General features: G+C 67.2%; 12 protein-coding genes. 6 read left to right on the plus strand and 6 right to left on the minus strand.

The features are described from left to right. Nucleotides 1-23 precede the first annotated feature (23 nt). On the minus strand, nt 24-1,346 hold the full coding sequence (locus tag NS4_RS14580) for a UDP-glucose dehydrogenase family protein (protein WP_063060075.1): 1,323 nt from the start codon (nt 1,344-1,346) through the stop codon (nt 24-26). 329 nt (nt 1,347-1,675) lie between these two features. Here NS4_RS14580 and NS4_RS14585 point away from each other — a divergent pair, with 329 nt between their 5' ends. The 3 genes from NS4_RS14585 (at nt 1,676) to NS4_RS14595 (ending at nt 4,721) form a co-directional block, all read left to right on the plus strand. Continuing rightward, on the plus strand, nt 1,676-2,209 hold the full coding sequence (locus NS4_RS14585) for a YdcF family protein (protein WP_063060076.1): 534 nt from the start codon (nt 1,676-1,678) through the stop codon (nt 2,207-2,209). 134 nt (nt 2,210-2,343) lie between these two features. Further along, the gene (locus tag NS4_RS14590; RefSeq protein ID WP_063060077.1) at nt 2,344-3,576 is read left to right on the plus strand and encodes an acyl-CoA dehydrogenase family protein; all 1,233 of its coding nucleotides are present in this window, start codon (nt 2,344-2,346) and stop codon (nt 3,574-3,576) included. After that, nucleotides 3,576-4,721 carry an acyl-CoA dehydrogenase family protein gene (locus tag NS4_RS14595; protein ID WP_063060078.1) on the plus strand — a complete coding sequence of 382 codons (1,146 nt, stop codon included), beginning with the start codon at nt 3,576-3,578 and terminating at the stop codon, nt 4,719-4,721. The genes NS4_RS14590 and NS4_RS14595 overlap by 1 nt, the downstream gene beginning before the upstream one ends. A 102-nt stretch (nt 4,722-4,823) precedes the next feature. Here NS4_RS14595 and NS4_RS14600 read toward each other — a convergent pair whose 3' ends face one another. Together NS4_RS14600 and NS4_RS14605 are read right to left on the minus strand one after the other, a co-directional pair. Further along, nucleotides 4,824-5,477, minus strand: a complete 654-nt coding sequence (locus NS4_RS14600; protein WP_063060079.1) for a Uma2 family endonuclease — start codon at nt 5,475-5,477, stop codon at nt 4,824-4,826. A 54-nt stretch (nt 5,478-5,531) separates the two neighbouring features. Then, entirely contained in the window at nt 5,532-6,317 is a 786-nt protein-coding gene (locus tag NS4_RS14605) for a phytanoyl-CoA dioxygenase family protein (RefSeq protein ID WP_063060080.1), read from the minus strand. A 176-nt stretch (nt 6,318-6,493) separates the two neighbouring features. Here NS4_RS14605 and NS4_RS14610 point away from each other — a divergent pair, with 176 nt between their 5' ends. After that, the gene (locus NS4_RS14610) at nt 6,494-6,925 is read left to right on the plus strand and encodes a PPOX class F420-dependent oxidoreductase (protein ID WP_063060260.1); all 432 of its coding nucleotides are present in this window, start codon (nt 6,494-6,496) and stop codon (nt 6,923-6,925) included. Between the two features lie 241 nt (nt 6,926-7,166). Here the strand turns inward: NS4_RS14610 and NS4_RS14615 are convergent, their stop codons facing one another. Next, nucleotides 7,167-7,763 carry a TetR family transcriptional regulator gene (locus NS4_RS14615; protein ID WP_063060081.1) on the minus strand — a complete coding sequence of 199 codons (597 nt, stop codon included), beginning with the start codon at nt 7,761-7,763 and terminating at the stop codon, nt 7,167-7,169. Between the two features lie 93 nt (nt 7,764-7,856). Between NS4_RS14615 and NS4_RS14620 the strand changes: the two genes are divergently transcribed. Beyond that, a complete protein-coding gene (locus NS4_RS14620; protein ID WP_063060082.1) occupies nt 7,857-8,792 on the plus strand; it encodes a zinc-binding dehydrogenase in 936 nt (311 codons plus the stop codon). Between the two features lie 278 nt (nt 8,793-9,070). Here NS4_RS14620 and NS4_RS14630 read toward each other — a convergent pair whose 3' ends face one another. Then, nucleotides 9,071-9,472 (minus strand): MerR family transcriptional regulator, encoded by a 402-nt coding sequence (locus tag NS4_RS14630; protein WP_063060084.1) that lies wholly within the window; start codon nt 9,470-9,472, stop codon nt 9,071-9,073. 53 nt (nt 9,473-9,525) lie between these two features. Here NS4_RS14630 and NS4_RS14635 point away from each other — a divergent pair, with 53 nt between their 5' ends. Continuing rightward, a complete protein-coding gene (locus NS4_RS14635; RefSeq protein ID WP_063060085.1) occupies nt 9,526-10,374 on the plus strand; it encodes an LLM class F420-dependent oxidoreductase in 849 nt (282 codons plus the stop codon). 132 nt (nt 10,375-10,506) lie between these two features. Here NS4_RS14635 and NS4_RS14640 read toward each other — a convergent pair whose 3' ends face one another. Next, nucleotides 10,507-13,881, minus strand: a complete 3,375-nt coding sequence (locus tag NS4_RS14640) for a heterodisulfide reductase-related iron-sulfur binding cluster (RefSeq protein WP_063060086.1) — start codon at nt 13,879-13,881, stop codon at nt 10,507-10,509. Between the last annotated feature and the right edge of the window lie 191 nt (nt 13,882-14,072).

The raw sequence follows: 14,072 nt of genomic DNA on the forward strand, positions 1-14,072 counted from the left end.
GTGCGCCGACCGGCCTCACGATGCTACGGGGTGCCCAGCCCCGCGTACACCCATCCGGCCGAGCGCCACACGGCCCGATCGAGACAATTGCGGCCGTCGATGATCGAGCGTGTCCGGACCACGACGTCCAGATCGTGCGGGTGCAGCTGCGCGAATTCATTCCATTCGGTGAGTACCAACACCACATCGGCGCGTTCACAGGCTTCCACCGCCGAGGTCGCGTAGTTCAGTGTGGGGAATACGCGACGAGAGTTCTCCAGGGCCTTCGGGTCGTAGACGGTGACAACCGCACCATGCAGCTGGATCATGCCGGCCACGTTGAGCGCGGGAGAGTCGCGCACATCGTCGGATTCGGGTTTGAATGCAGCCCCGAGTACCGCCACGTTCGCGCCGAGCAGTGACCCGCCGCAGGCCCGCGCCGCCATATCCACCATCTTGGTGCGGCGCCGCATATTGATGTTGTCGACCTCGCGCAGGAAGGCCAGCGCGTGGTCCGCGCCGAGTTCCCCGGCCCGGGCCATGAAAGCGCGAATGTCCTTGGGCAGGCAGCCGCCGCCGAAGCCGACCCCGGCATTGAGGAAGCGGCGCCCGATGCGGGCGTCGTAACCGAGGGCGTCGGCGAGGACCTTGACATCGGCGCCGGTGGCCTCACACACCTCCGATACGGCGTTGATGAAGGAGATCTTGGTCGCCAGGAATGCGTTGGCGGACACCTTGACCAGTTCCGCGGTGGCCAGATCGGTGACCAGGAAAGGGATCTCGGCGGCCAGTAGCTCCGCGTACAGTTCCTCGACCACCTCCCGGACCCAGGCCGACCGCTCCCGCCGCTCGTCCACGCCGAGCACCAGCCGGTCCGGCCGCAGGGTGTCCCGCACCGCGAAACCTTCCCGCAGGAATTCGGGATTCCACGCGACCTCCACATCCACCGAGGCGAGGGCGCGGGCGCGGCGACCGAGTTCTCCGGCGGTCCCCACCGGGACGGTGGACTTGCCGATGATCGCCGACGGGCGGGTGATCAGCGGTGCGAGTGTATCCACGACCGCGTGCACACAGCTGAGGTCGGCGGCGTACTCGCCTTTCTTCTGCGGAGTGCCGACCCCGAGGAAATGGACATCGGCGTGTTCGGCCGCCTCGGCATAGGAGGTGGTGAACCTGAGCCGGCCCGAATCGAGATTGCGGCGCAGCACCGCCTCGAGGCCGGGTTCGTAGAAGGGAGTGACACCGTCGGACAGTTTCGCGACCTTGCCCGGGTCGATATCGACCCCGATCACATCGTGTCCGAGCTCGGCCATACACGCTGCGTGCGTGGCCCCCAGGTACCCGGTTCCGAAGACTGTGCATCGCATGATCGATTGGTAATCCCCGCCGGTGCACACACCAGAAAACCGAGGCGAGGTGCCGGGCAACAGCAGATGTACACCGGGCGACGCGGCTCGTCGAACGGCGCTGACCAGGGCGTACCTCTGTGTTGGCCTGCGGTCGCGGGTTTTGTGCGCTCCTCTGCTCTTGCTTCGGTCATGGGCTTTGCGCGTACCTCTGCGTCGGCTCCGGCCGGGGCGCCGTGCGTACCTGAGGGTTCTCTCCGGCCGCGTGCGGTCCGCATGCCGAGCTCGCGCCCGGGCATACGCGTCCTGTGGATCTCTGTGGATGGACCGTGCCCGTTAGGATCGCTGCGGTGCGCCGCCGACTCGTCCTCGCCGCGGGGGTGGTCGCTGTCGTCGTGCTGGTCTGCGGATTGTGGCCGGTCTATGTGAGCCCGCAGCGTGAGCAGCCCGCGCCCGCCGATGCGATCCTGGTGCTCGGCGGTGCCCACGACGGACGGGAAGAGCTGGGGCTCGGGCTGGCCCGCGCGGGATACGCGCCGCGGGTGCTGATCTCCAACCCCTACGAGGACAGTCCGCTGGTGAACCGGATCTGCCACGGCGGGTACAGCTTCGAGGTGGTCTGCTTCGATCCGTCGCCACGTACGACTCGGGGAGAGGGACGCTATCTCGCCGATCAGGCGCGCGAGCACGGTTGGGAGCGGGTCATCGTGGTCACCTTCACCCCGCACATATCCCGGGCGAGGTTCGTTGTCGGGAAGTGCTGGGACGGACAGTTGCTGTTCGTGGACACCCGCCCGCGGCTGTCGGTGCCGCGCTGGGCCTATGACTACGTCTATCAATCAGTGGGATATGCGAAGGCGATTTTCGAGGACTGCGGGGATTAGGCCGGAGTATTTCCCGAAGCTGTGATGGCATATGCCTTCAGTTTGACGCGGTGTCGGTGACCTGGCTACATTCGCACCAGCACCGGTAGTCGCCGGATCTGCTGCGACGACGCATGAAGCCTTCGGGAGCGTGTATGGATTACGACTGGTCGGAGGCCGAGCGGGCCTTCCGAGACGAGGTACGGGCGTTCCTGGCCGAGAAGCTGACACCCGAGCTGAGTACCGCGGGCCGGCTGATGACCAGTGTCTACTCCGATCACGAGGCGAGCCTGGAATGGCAGCGCATCCTGCACGAGCGGGGCTGGGCGGCGCCACACTGGCCGGTCGAGTACGGCGGCTGCGATTGGTCGCTCACCCAGCACTACATCTTCAGCCGGGAACTCACCCTGGCCGGCGCCCCCGCGCTGTCGCCGATGGGTATCCGGATGGTCGCCCCCGCCCTTGTCGCGTTCGGCACCGACGAGCAGAAGAACTACTTCCTGCCCCGCATCCTCACCGGTGAGGTCTTCTTCTGCCAGGGTTACTCCGAGCCCGAAGCCGGGTCCGACCTCGCCGCGCTGAATATGTCCGCCGTCTCCGACGGCGAGGACTTCCTCATCTCCGGCAGCAAGATCTGGACCACCCACGCCACCGAGGCGAACTGGATCTTCGCGCTGGTCCGCACCTCTCGCGCAGGCAAGAAACAGCAGGGCATCACCTTCCTGCTGATGGATATGACCGCGCCCGGTATCGAGATCCGGCCGCTGGTGATGAGCTCGGGTGAGCAGGTCCAGAACCAGATCTTCTTCGACAATGTGCGGGTGCCCAAGAGCAATGTGCTCGGGCGGATCGACGACGGCTGGACCGTCGCCAAATATCTTCTGGTCCACGAGCGCGGCGGCGGTGCCATGGCCCCGGCGCTGCAGGCGATGGCCCAGAACATCGCCACCGCCGCGGCCGGGCAGCCCGGACGCGACGGCAACCCGCTCAGCGAGGACCCGCATTTCGCGGCGCAGCTGGCCGACGCGCGGATCCGCACCGAGGTACTGGAGGTACTGGAGTTCCGGACCCTGGCCGCCATGGCCCAGGGCAAGGATCTCGGTACCTCCTCGTCCATGCTGAAGATCCTGTCCACCGAACTCAGCCAGCAGCTCACCGAGCTCGCGCTCACCGCCGCCGGTCCGCGCGGCCGGGTCTACCAGCCGCACGCCACCGCGCCCGGCGGCCCGATCGCCGAATACACCCCGCCCGCCGACGGCTACCTCAGCGGCGCCGACTGGCAGGCCGTCGCGCCGCTGCGCTATTTCAACGATCGCGCCGGTTCGATCTACGCGGGTAGTAACGAAATTCAGCGAAATATCCTCGCCAAGGCAGCATTGGGGCTCTGATGGACTTCACCTTCACCGACGAACAGCAGATGCTGCGCGATGCGGTATCCGGTTTTCTCGCCGCCCGATACGACCTGGTGAAAAGCCGTACCGCCGTCAAATCCGGCCCCGGCTGGCAGCCCGAGATCTGGCGCGGGCTGGCCGAACTGGATGTTTTGGGCCTGACCCTGCCGGAGGAATTCGGGGGTTCGGGCGGCGGCCCGATCGAAGGCATGATCATCGCCGAGGAGCTGGGCCGCGCCCTGGTCGTCGAACCCTATGTCGACACCGTGGTGGTCGGGGGTGGTCTGTTGCGCCGTTCGGGTGGCGAGCGGGCCGGGGAGCTGCTGCGGGGTATCGCACGCGGTGATGTCCGGCCGGCCTTCGCCGCGCTCGAACCGCAGTCCGGCGAAGTGCGTCACGATGTGTCGACGACAGCCCGCCGCGACGGCGACGACTGGGTGATCGACGGATCGAAAATCGTGGTCACCGGCGTGCCCGTCGCGACGCATCTGATCCTCTCCGCGCGGACCTCCGGGCAGCGTCGCGATCAGGACGGGATCTCGTTGTTGCTGGTCGAATTCGATCCGGCGTCGCCGCCTGCCGGAATCGAGGTGCACCAGTACCGCACCATCGACGACCGCGTCGCCGCCGACCTCACCTTCAGCGAGTTCCGGGTGCCCGCGAGCGCGTTGCTGGGCGACGAGGGGCAGGCGTGGCCCGCCATCGACGCCACCATCGACGAGGCGATCGCCGCGGTCGCCTCCGAAGCCGTCGGACTGATGCGCAAGGTCCTCGACGATACCGTCGAATACACCAAGCAGCGGCAGCAGTTCGGAGTCCCGATCAGCAGTTTCCAGGCGCTACAGCACCGGATGGTCGATATGCTGATCGAACTCGAACAGAGTATCGCCGCCGCCTATCTGGCCGCCTACGCCGTGGAAGCCGAACCCGCCGAACGGGCCCGCGCGGTATCGGCCGCCAAGGTGACGATCGGCCGGGCGACCCGTTTCATCGGCCAGAATTCGGTCCAGCTGCACGGCGCGATGGGTATGACCGAGGAATTGGCCATCGGTCACTATTTCAAGCGCCTCACCGCAATCGAATACGAATTCGGTTCCAGCTCCGATCATCTCGCGCGCTATATCGCGGCGACGAAACCCTGATCGGACCGCACCGCGCTCAACTGTGCGCCCGGGCGCGGTGCGGAAGGTCCGGTCGCGTGGTGGTTCGTCCAGAGGGGGATCACCGCGCGACCGGGGCCGAAATCAATACTCGAGTTCCGTCCACGGAATCGTTATGGGGAAAGGGAATTCGATGCGTATGCCGTCCGGGTCCCCTGGGCTCCATTCGCCGGCCAGGAGATAGTTGGCCGACCGAAGCGGGCGCACGCCTCCGGGCAGCCGCCCGGGTCCGGTCTCCAGCCCGTAGGCGCGAACCGTTGCTATCGCGCTCACTTCCCGGGCCAAGGTGACCTCCCAATACCAGGGGATGCCTGCGCTGGCGTACCGGCCTTTTTTCGCCTCCATGTCGGTTTGAGTATTCGACGGTGAGAGAACCTCGCCGACCAGCAGCGTTGTATTTGCGCGAATATCCTCGAACGGCGTCTCCGGACACCGGCACACCAGAAAGTCGGGGGTCAAAAAGTCGGACTTGCCGTGACTGCCCAGGAATACGTTGGTCTCGGATTCTACCCGCCAGCAATGTTGCGGGTCTGCTGCCATCGTCTTCCGGGCGCAGCTTTCGAGAGCATTCGTCAGGCGGCGGCTGAAAGCTTGGTGCTCCATGGGCCCCCGGCGTAGCCATACCACGCGCCCGTCCCACAGCTCGATCTGTTCGGCGATCTCTTCGGGTAGCTGCTCGAGCTCCTCCCAGGTCATGTACTCCGGAAGCTCGGGCCGTTCGGTGGGCGGCAGGGACATGGCACCAGCGTATGCCTGGTCAGGCCCGTATTCGCCGCATCGATCGGAACCCGGTCACCCTATCGCGGCCCGGATCGCCGTCTCGACCGCCGAGAACGGCCCGGGCCCGGTGATACACAACGGTTGGGCCGGCTCGAGGTTGGGCTGGGCCAGGAACCGGGGGTGGGATCCGCGGTTCGGCTGTCCCGCGTGGACCAGGAACGGGTGGCAGAGGTAGACGTCGCCGGCGCGGCCGGTGGCGTGGGCCGTCGGTAGGTCGGCGGTGGCCGGGTCGGCCCGGGCGGCGAGCTCGCGGGCGTCGAGACCGGCGTCCCCCTCCGGTTCGAGTATCCGGGCCACCGCTTTGTGCGAGCCTACCCGCAGCCGGGTGGGCGCCTCCCGCTCGCCGGTATCGGAGAACAGGAACAGCATCAGTAGCGCTCGATTCCTCGAATGGATATTGATGCGCCAGCTCAGATAATCGGTGGGCGACGAATCGGGGCCGGGGAAACTCGCGTCGACATGCCAGCCGTCGAGGACGGCCGTCTCCTGACCTGGAAAGCGGATCACGAAACCGCCGAGACTACGGCGCGGCGCCCAGCGCCCGGGACCGACGAGCGCGTCGTAGGCCGAGCGCAGCCGCGGGGTGGACGCGGCGGAGACAAAGGGCGCGCTCGGGTAATCCGGCCGGAAGGCCGCCGGGGTGGGCCAGCTATCGGGATCGTCGGGGGAAGCGTCGAGGTCCCGCCAGATGATCTCGCGGCACTCCTCGGCGAGTGCGCGCGGAAACGCGTCGGGGATGTGGACATATCCGTTGTCGATGAAGGAGGCCACCTGTACGTCGTCGAGCACGGGCCCCATTGCAACCGGTGCCGATGCCCCGCGCCAGTGATTTTCCCGCACGCCGGGGTTACACGCCCGGCGTGACGGCGCCCGCTGCGTCTCGTCCACCCGAACGCCCGAGCCGATCTGTGCGGCCGGCCCTTGTTTCCATCGGTTCCGGAATACCGTTTCGTCCCGCCGACTTGGACCCGGATATGACGAATACGCAGTTCGATCCGCGCACCCTGCTCAGCGAGAGCCGGCTCGGCGTCCTGGCCACCATCAAATCCAACGGTCTGCCGCAGTTGTCCCCGGTGACCCCGTACTACGACCGTGCGGCCGAGATAATTTATGTCTCGATGACCGAGGGCCGGGCCAAAACCGTGAATCTGCGCCGTGATCCGCGGGCCGCGCTGGAGGTCACCCGGGCCGACGGCTGGGCTTGGGCGACCGCGGAGGGCACGGTCACCCTCACCGGCCCGGGTACCGACCCGCACGGCCCGGAGGTGGAGGCCCTGGTCGACTACTACCGCAAGGCGGCGGGCGAACATCCTGACTGGGACGAGTACCGGACGGTCATGGTCTCCGACCGCCGGGTCCTGATGGAACTCGCGGTGGAGAACGTGTACGGCGCGGCGTTGCGCTGAACCGCACCCCGTCTCGATCTCGTACGGCGGTCGTATCGCTTGCCTGCGGGACCGCTGGGACGGGATCCGCTCCCTGAATGTTCGGCGGTGACGTGGCGGATCCGCCACGATCCCGAGGTCGCGGGTCGGGTCGCCGCATCTCGGTCTTCTTGCTTGGTCGTGGAGTCGGGTCTGGTCGTGATCGATGTGAATCCACAGGCTCGCAAGAGGTTCCGACCACTGTGTTGCCGTTCGGTGATGCTTACGCCTCTAGGCGCATGCCGTCGTCCATGGTGGCGAACGCGCGCCGCACGCAGTCGGGCAACTCGCCCGGGGTGCAGGCGGGGAGCCAGTCATCGAGCGCGCAGCGCCAGGTAGCCACGCAGAACTCGATGAGTAGTCGCAGTTCGAGGCGGCGCGGGTCGCCGAGTCGGTGCGCTATCTCCTCCTGGATCTCTGCGCAATGCCGTAGGGAATGCCCGTCGAGCGAGGGCGACTGCTCGATCAACCTGAGTGTGGCCGGAAAGCGCCGGTACCAGTCCTCGTCCATGCGATCGAGGGTGGCCAGGATCGCGTCGCGGAAGACCTCGACCAGCGGCCCGGACTTCTCGGCTTCGTCCAGCACATCGAGGTAGGTGCTCCAGAGTTGTTTGACGGCGGTGAGCGCGACATCTTCCTTCGAACGGAAGTTGCGGAAGAAGGTCCGCCTCGACACCTCCACCGTATCGAGCAGCGCGTCGAGCGGCGTGGCGTCGAAACCGCGCTCACTGAACATCGAGATCGCAGTTTCCGCCAGAGCCTGGCGAGTGCGCAGCTTCTTGCGTTCTCGCAGTGTGGCGGGCTGTCCGGTGGGCGTCATCGACGACAGTCTAGCGGCTATGCCCCCATTGAGCATGTGCTCTAATGGAGCAAACGCCACAATGTGGCAGATTGATCCGAAGGAGATCCGACTGTGCGTGCACTCGTTGTCGACCACACCGCGACGGCACACCTCTCGCCGGCAGAGGTGGCCGAACCGGTGCCCGCGCCCGGCGAGGCGCTGGTCCGAGTCGAAGCGGTTTCGCTGAATGCCGGCGAAGTGAAGGGCGCCACCGATCCGCATACGCCTGGGGGCGCCGTGATCGGGTGGGACGCGGCGGGCGTGGTCGTCCAGTCGGCGGCGAACGGATCGGGTCCCGCCGTGGGAACCCCGGTGGTCACTCTGGGCGAGGGCGGTGGCTGGGCCGAACTGCGCGCTGTCCCGGCCGGCAAGCTCGGTGTGGTGCCTGGCGACGCCGACCTCGGTGCGGTCAGCACGATTCCGGTCGCCGGCCTGAGCGCACTGCATGTGCTGCGCCGCATGGGGCAGCTTCTCGGTCGGCGGGTGATGATCACCGGCGCCTCCGGTGGTGTCGGTCGCTATGCGGTGCAGCTCGCCGCCCGTGCGGGCGCGGAGGTCGTGGCGATCAGCGGGAGTCCCGCCCAGGCGGACGGCCTGCGGGCGTTGGGCGCGCACGAGGTATTCTCCGACCCGGCCGAGGTGGACCGCCCCGTGTTCGCGGTGCTGGACAACGTCGGCGGCGGGCAGTTGGTGGACGCCTTCGCCGCTCTGCAAGCCGGTGGCGTGTTGGTGAATGTGGGCCGGTCATCCGAGGCGGACGCAGTCTTCCCGCCCGAGGCGTTGCTGGCAACCCAAGGGCGGCACGACCGGTCGATCCGCACGTTCTTCCTGATCGCCGACCCCAGTACCGACTTCTCCGCAGATCTGACCTGGCTGGCCGCCGAGGTGGCCGCCGGCCGCCTCGACCCCGGAATCAGCTGGCGCGGCCCGTGGACCCGCTACGACGAGGCTGCCCAGGCCCTGCTCGGCCGCCGCCTGCACGGTAAGGCGGTACTGGACATCGATTGAGCTCGTCTCTCCTGGAGTCGTGAGCGTTCAGCCCTGGTGCATCACGTTCACGAGGGCAACGCGAGTTCGCGACAACGCGAGCGGTTCACCACACCGGCATCGGCGGAATCGGTCCAGCCGGGGTACGGGGCCGGCCCAAGCGACGCGACGACCGACCTCACGCGGAAGAAATGCCACGACACCGAAACCGAAACCGAAACCGGAAGCGGTGGCGGCGGCGCGAGACCGGCCACCGAGCCCCAGTTCGGAGTATCGCAAGGTACCACAAACGTTGAGACCTACACCGACTGTGGCGGCGCCTGCACGTGCCGCCGCCCGGCCGCGGGCTGCGGCACGCCCGAGTCGAGCAGGATCGAAGCGAGTAGGTCCCGGGAACGGGCCAGATCCGAGGCCAAGGCGTCCATTCGGGCGATCTCGGTCTGCAGGACCGCGACGACTTCCGCGCACGGCTCGATCCTTCCGATCGCGTCGAGGGTGCACGGCAGTACCCGGCGGATCACCTCGGTGGTGAGTCCCGCCGAAAGCAGCGCCCGGATACGGAGCACGGTACCGACCGCGGACTCGTCGAAGCTGCGATAGCCGTTGCCGCCGCGCACTGCCGTCAGCAGGCCCTGTCGTTCGTAATACCGCAAGGCCCGCGTACTGCTGCCGGTGCGTTGTGCCAGCTCGCCGATCCGCATGCCGCTCACCTCGACTTGACCTTGACGCTTATGTCAATGTTTATCGTAGCCGGATGCAGATCGGAATCTTCACCGGCGTGACCGACGAAAGTATCGGTCCGGCCGACCTCGCCCGGGCTGTCGAGGACCGTGGCTTCGAATCGCTTTTCGTGGCCGAGCACACGCATATCCCGGTCACCGTCGACACGCCGTATCCCGGCGGAGGCGATATCCCGCGGGACTACTACCGGAATTTCGATCCGTTCATCTCGCTGGCCTTCGCCGCCGCAGCGACCCAGCGGCTGCGGATAGGTACTGCTGTCGCACTGCTCGTCCAGCGTGATCCGATCACCACGGCCAAAGAGGTGGCGAGCCTGGACGCGGCGTCGGGTGGGCGGTTCGAACTGGGCGTGGGTGCCGGGTGGCTGCGTGAGGAGATGCGCAATCACGGGACCGATCCGCGCACCCGGCTCGCTCTGCAACGGGAACGGCTGCTCGCCATGACGGCCATCTGGACCCGGGAGGAAGCCGAATTCCACGGTGACCACGTGGATTTCGATCCGCTGTACTCCTGGCCGAAACCGGTGCAGCGGCCACGCCCGCCGGTCTGGCTGGGCGGCTGGGGACCGTCCACGCACGAGCGGATTCTCGACCATGCCGACGGCTGGCTGGCTCCGGTGGGCATCCCCTTCGCCGAACTGGAACGGGGGGTTCACGAACTGCGGGCGCTCGCCGATCGCCGCGGCCGGGCACCGGTTCCGGTGATCGCCACTGTCTTCGAGCCCCGCCGCGACGAGCTGGAACGTCTGGCGGAACTGGGCATTTACCGGACATTGCTCGGTATCGTCCCGGTGCTGTCCCACGATGCGGCGCTGCGTCGATTGGACGACTTCGCCGACGTGGTGGGCGAGTTGCGCGGCTGAAGCCGGACGGGTCCTACCGGAGGATGTGCGTCTTCTCCATTGCCTGGCGTTCGGGGCGACGGGCCGGGACCTGCAAATTGGACAGGGCCCGGCGGAACTCCGCCGGGCCCTGCTGTGCGTTTTCTGCTTCGGTCAGCCCTTACGGCCCGGCGCCTTGGCTCCGGACTTGAAGCCGAGCGCACCTGGCTTGGCCTGCGGCGGGGTCGCCCCCGAACCGTTGCCCGCGTTGCCGTTACCGGAGGCCCCGCCGGTCTCGGTCGCGGCCTCCGGTGCCGTTTCGCCCGTGCTCGCCGGCGCCGCTTCTGCCGCGGTTTCCGAAGACGAATCCGCAGTGGCCTTCGAGCCCGATCCCGCAGCGACCTCGGCGGCCGGTTCGGCGGTGGCCTCGTCCGGAGCAGGCCCGGATTCCGCGGTGGGCTCCGACTCCGGTGCGGGAGCCGGCGCCGTGGTGCCAGGTGCCTTGGCACCCGGACGCTTGAATCCGGACTTAATCGCCAGACCCTTGGCCGGTTTCGACGGCTTGCTCTCGGCGGGAGCCGTCGTGGTGGCCGGCTCGGCGTTCGCCGCATCCGATTCCGCGGCCGGGACCTCCGTCGAAGCCGACTCGGCCTTCGGTGCCGCCGCCGGGGCCTTCGCACCGGGGGCTTTGGCGCCGGGGCGTTTGAATCCGGACTTCATCGCCAGGCCCTTGGCCGCGACCGTGGGTTTTGTTTCGGTCGGAGCCGAACTCGCGGTGGCTTCCACGGGCGCCTCGGTGGCCGGTTCGGCGGCCGGGGCGGAGGCCTCGGCGGGTGCCTTCGCGCCCGGGGCTTTCGCACCGGGTGCCTTGGCCGCGCCCTTCATGGCCAGGCCCTTGCCGCCGGGTGCCTTTGCGGCGCCCTTCATACCCAGGCCTTTCACCGGAGGCGTGGCGGGAGTCTCGGTGGTCTCCGCCACCTCCGCCGGAGCGGATTCGGCCTTGGCGCCGGGCGCTTTGGCCGCGCCCTTCATGGCCAGGCCCTTGCCGCCGGGTGCCTTTGCCGCGCCCTTCATACCGAGGCCCTTCGCGGCCGGTGCCGCCTTCTCCTCGGTCTCGGCCGCGGGAGCGGCAGCTTTGGCGCCGGGGGCCTTGGCGGCACCCTTCATGCCGAGACCCTTACCGGGTGCCTTGGCCGGGCCCTTCATGGCGAGTCCGCCACCCTTGGGTGCCGCCTTCTCGGCCGCGGGGGCGGCTTCGGTCTCGGCGGCGACAGGTTCGGGCTCGGGTTCGGGTTCCGGCTCGGGTTCGGCCTTGGGTTCCTGGACCACGGTCAGATTGGCGGTCAACCGCTCCGGCTGCTGCCGCTCGATCGACTCGAGCATCAGCTGCGCGACGTCCACGACCTCCACGCCCTCACCCTGACCCGACTCCTGCCGGGCGGTCACACCGTCGGTGAGCATGACCCGACAGAACGGGCAGCCGGTGGCGATCTTGGCCGGCGAGGTGGTCAGCGCCTCGTCCACGCGGTCGATATTGATCCGCTTGCCCAGCTGCTCTTCCATCCACATGCGGGCGCCGCCGGCACCACAGCACATGGACCGTTCACCGTGCCGGGGCATTTCCACCAGGGTGGACCCGGAGGCGGCCATCAGCTCGCGCGGGGCGTTGTAGACCTTGTTGTGCCGGCCGAGGTAGCACGGGTCGTGGTAGGTGACGTTCTGCGATATCGGCGCCACCGGCACCAGCTGCTTACCGCGCACCAGCCGGTTCAGCAGCTGGGTGTGGTGCACCACCTCGTAGGTGCCACCCACCTGCGGGTATTCGTTGTTGAGCGCGTTGAAGCAGTGCGCGCAGGTGACGACGATCTTCTTCTTTTTCTGCTCGACACCCTCGAACACCGAGTTCAGCAGTTCGATGTTCTGCATCGCCAGCTGCTGGAACAGGAATTCGTTGCCCGCGCGCCGGGCGGAATCGCCGGTGCAGGTCTCCTCCTGGCCGAGGACCATGAATTTCACTCCAGCGGTCGCCAGCAGTTCGGCGACGGCCTTGGTGGTCTTCTTGGCGCGGTCCTCGTAGGCGCCGGCGCAGCCGACCCAGAAAAGGTATTCGTAGCCGTCGAAGCTGTCGGCGTCCTGGCCGAAGACCGGGATATCGAAGTCCAGCTCGTTGATCCAGTTGAGCCGGTCCTTGGCGTTCTGGCCCCAGGGGTTGCCCTTGTTCTCCAAATTCTTGAACAGACCCGCGAGTTCGGACGGGAAATCCGATTCGATGAGCACCTGGTAGCGGCGCATATCGATGATGTGGTCGACGTGTTCGATATCGACCGGGCACTGCTCCACGCAGGCACCGCAGGTGGTGCAGCTCCACAGCACCTCCGGGTCGATGATGCCGTTCACCTCGTGATCGCCGACGAGCGGGCGTTCGGCCTCGGCGCGCGCGGCCTCGGAAATCCGGGCCAGCTTCTTCTCGTCCGGGTTGCCCTCGGCGTCGACCAGGCCGACCTCGTCGCCGCCCATGTCCTTGCTGCCGCCGGCCAGCAGATACGGCGCCTTGGCGCGACCGTGGTCGCGCAGCGACATGATGAGCAGTTTGGGCGAGAGCGGCTTACCGGTATTCCACGCCGGGCACTGCGACTGGCAGCGACCGCATTCGGTGCAGGTGGTGAAGTCCAGCCAACCCTTCCACGAGAAATCCTCGACCCGGCCGGCGCCGAGAGTATCGGTGTCCGGGTCAACGTTCTCCATGTCCAGGGCGCGGCCTTTGGACATCATCGGCTTGGCCGCACCGAGGGCGACATCACCGTCGTCCTCACGCTTGAAATAGATGTTGAAGAAGGCCGAGAACCGGTGCCAGGCCACGCCCCAGGTGATGTTGCGGCCGACGAAGTACAGGAAGGCCATACCGGACATCAGCTTCACGAAGGCGAAGAGCGACACCATGGTCGGGCTCGCCGGCAGCAGCTTGGCCACCTGCATGGTGAAGAAGTCGGTACCGGCATGGGCGTGCCCGTAGGTGGCGAGCTTGCCCGCCTTCACGAAGATCATGCCCAGGCCCTCGAGCAGGACGATGGCCTCGATCACGTAGGCGGGGCCGAACGCGGAGCCGCTGAACCGGGAGAGCCGCTCGGGCACCCGCGGATGGTTCAACTGGCGGATGACGATCAGTGCCACGATGCCGACGACAGTGCCGATGCCGAGAATCTCGTCCCACAGGTGATAGATCGCGGTATTGCCGATCAGCGGCCAGTGGAAGGACGGGTCGAAGGTCTGCCCGTAGGCCTCGAACCACAGGATCGCGCCGCCCAGGAAGCCGATCATGACGAGCCAGTGCGCCCAGCCCACCGTCCGGAACTTGTTCATCCGGGTGTGTGCCAGGAACTCCACCAGCATCTGCTTGAAACGCGGGAAGAACGGCCGCCAGCGGTCGGGGGCGGGCTGGCCCAGCATGATGGCGCGGACGATATCCCGGACGCCGCCGAAGAACGACGCCCAACACAGCAGGCTGAGCGCCGCTCCGAGGGTGCCCAGCGTCACTGTCAGGGCATTCATGTCGCGACCTTTCTTTCGAAGCAACACGAGGTACGAGGAACTGAGCAGTACCCCGTCCGGCTCGTATCGTAACCGCCAGTAAGTTACCCACCAGTAACTAACGGTGTCCACTGTACGATCTGCGTCGGCCCGCGGGCGCGTCTGCCTGGGCTTATCCACGTGGATCGCGGCGTGATCAATATCACTCTTTT

This window comes from Nocardia sienata NBRC 100364, assembly GCF_001613205.1.
Classification (GTDB): domain Bacteria; phylum Actinomycetota; class Actinomycetes; order Mycobacteriales; family Mycobacteriaceae; genus Nocardia; species Nocardia sienata.

What these genes read in the sequence shown, in the direction of transcription:
- NS4_RS14580 (WP_063060075.1), bottom strand. Translation starts at nt 1,346, where the DNA reads ATGCGATGCACAGTCTTCGGAACCGGGTACCTGGGGGCCACGCACGCA.
- NS4_RS14640 (WP_063060086.1), bottom strand. Translation starts at nt 13,881, where the DNA reads ATGAATGCCCTGACAGTGACGCTGGGCACCCTCGGAGCGGCGCTCAGC.
- NS4_RS14605 (WP_063060080.1), bottom strand. Translation starts at nt 6,317, where the DNA reads ATGGGGCCCGTGCTCGACGACGTACAGGTGGCCTCCTTCATCGACAAC.
- NS4_RS14635 (WP_063060085.1), top strand. Translation starts at nt 9,526, where the DNA reads ATGCAGATCGGAATCTTCACCGGCGTGACCGACGAAAGTATCGGTCCG.
- NS4_RS14600 (WP_063060079.1), bottom strand. Translation starts at nt 5,477, where the DNA reads ATGTCCCTGCCGCCCACCGAACGGCCCGAGCTTCCGGAGTACATGACC.
- NS4_RS14615 (WP_063060081.1), bottom strand. Translation starts at nt 7,763, where the DNA reads ATGACGCCCACCGGACAGCCCGCCACACTGCGAGAACGCAAGAAGCTG.
- NS4_RS14610 (WP_063060260.1), top strand. Translation starts at nt 6,494, where the DNA reads ATGACGAATACGCAGTTCGATCCGCGCACCCTGCTCAGCGAGAGCCGG.
- NS4_RS14630 (WP_063060084.1), bottom strand. Translation starts at nt 9,472, where the DNA reads ATGCGGATCGGCGAGCTGGCACAACGCACCGGCAGCAGTACGCGGGCC.
- NS4_RS14595 (WP_063060078.1), top strand. Translation starts at nt 3,576, where the DNA reads ATGGACTTCACCTTCACCGACGAACAGCAGATGCTGCGCGATGCGGTA.
- NS4_RS14590 (WP_063060077.1), top strand. Translation starts at nt 2,344, where the DNA reads ATGGATTACGACTGGTCGGAGGCCGAGCGGGCCTTCCGAGACGAGGTA.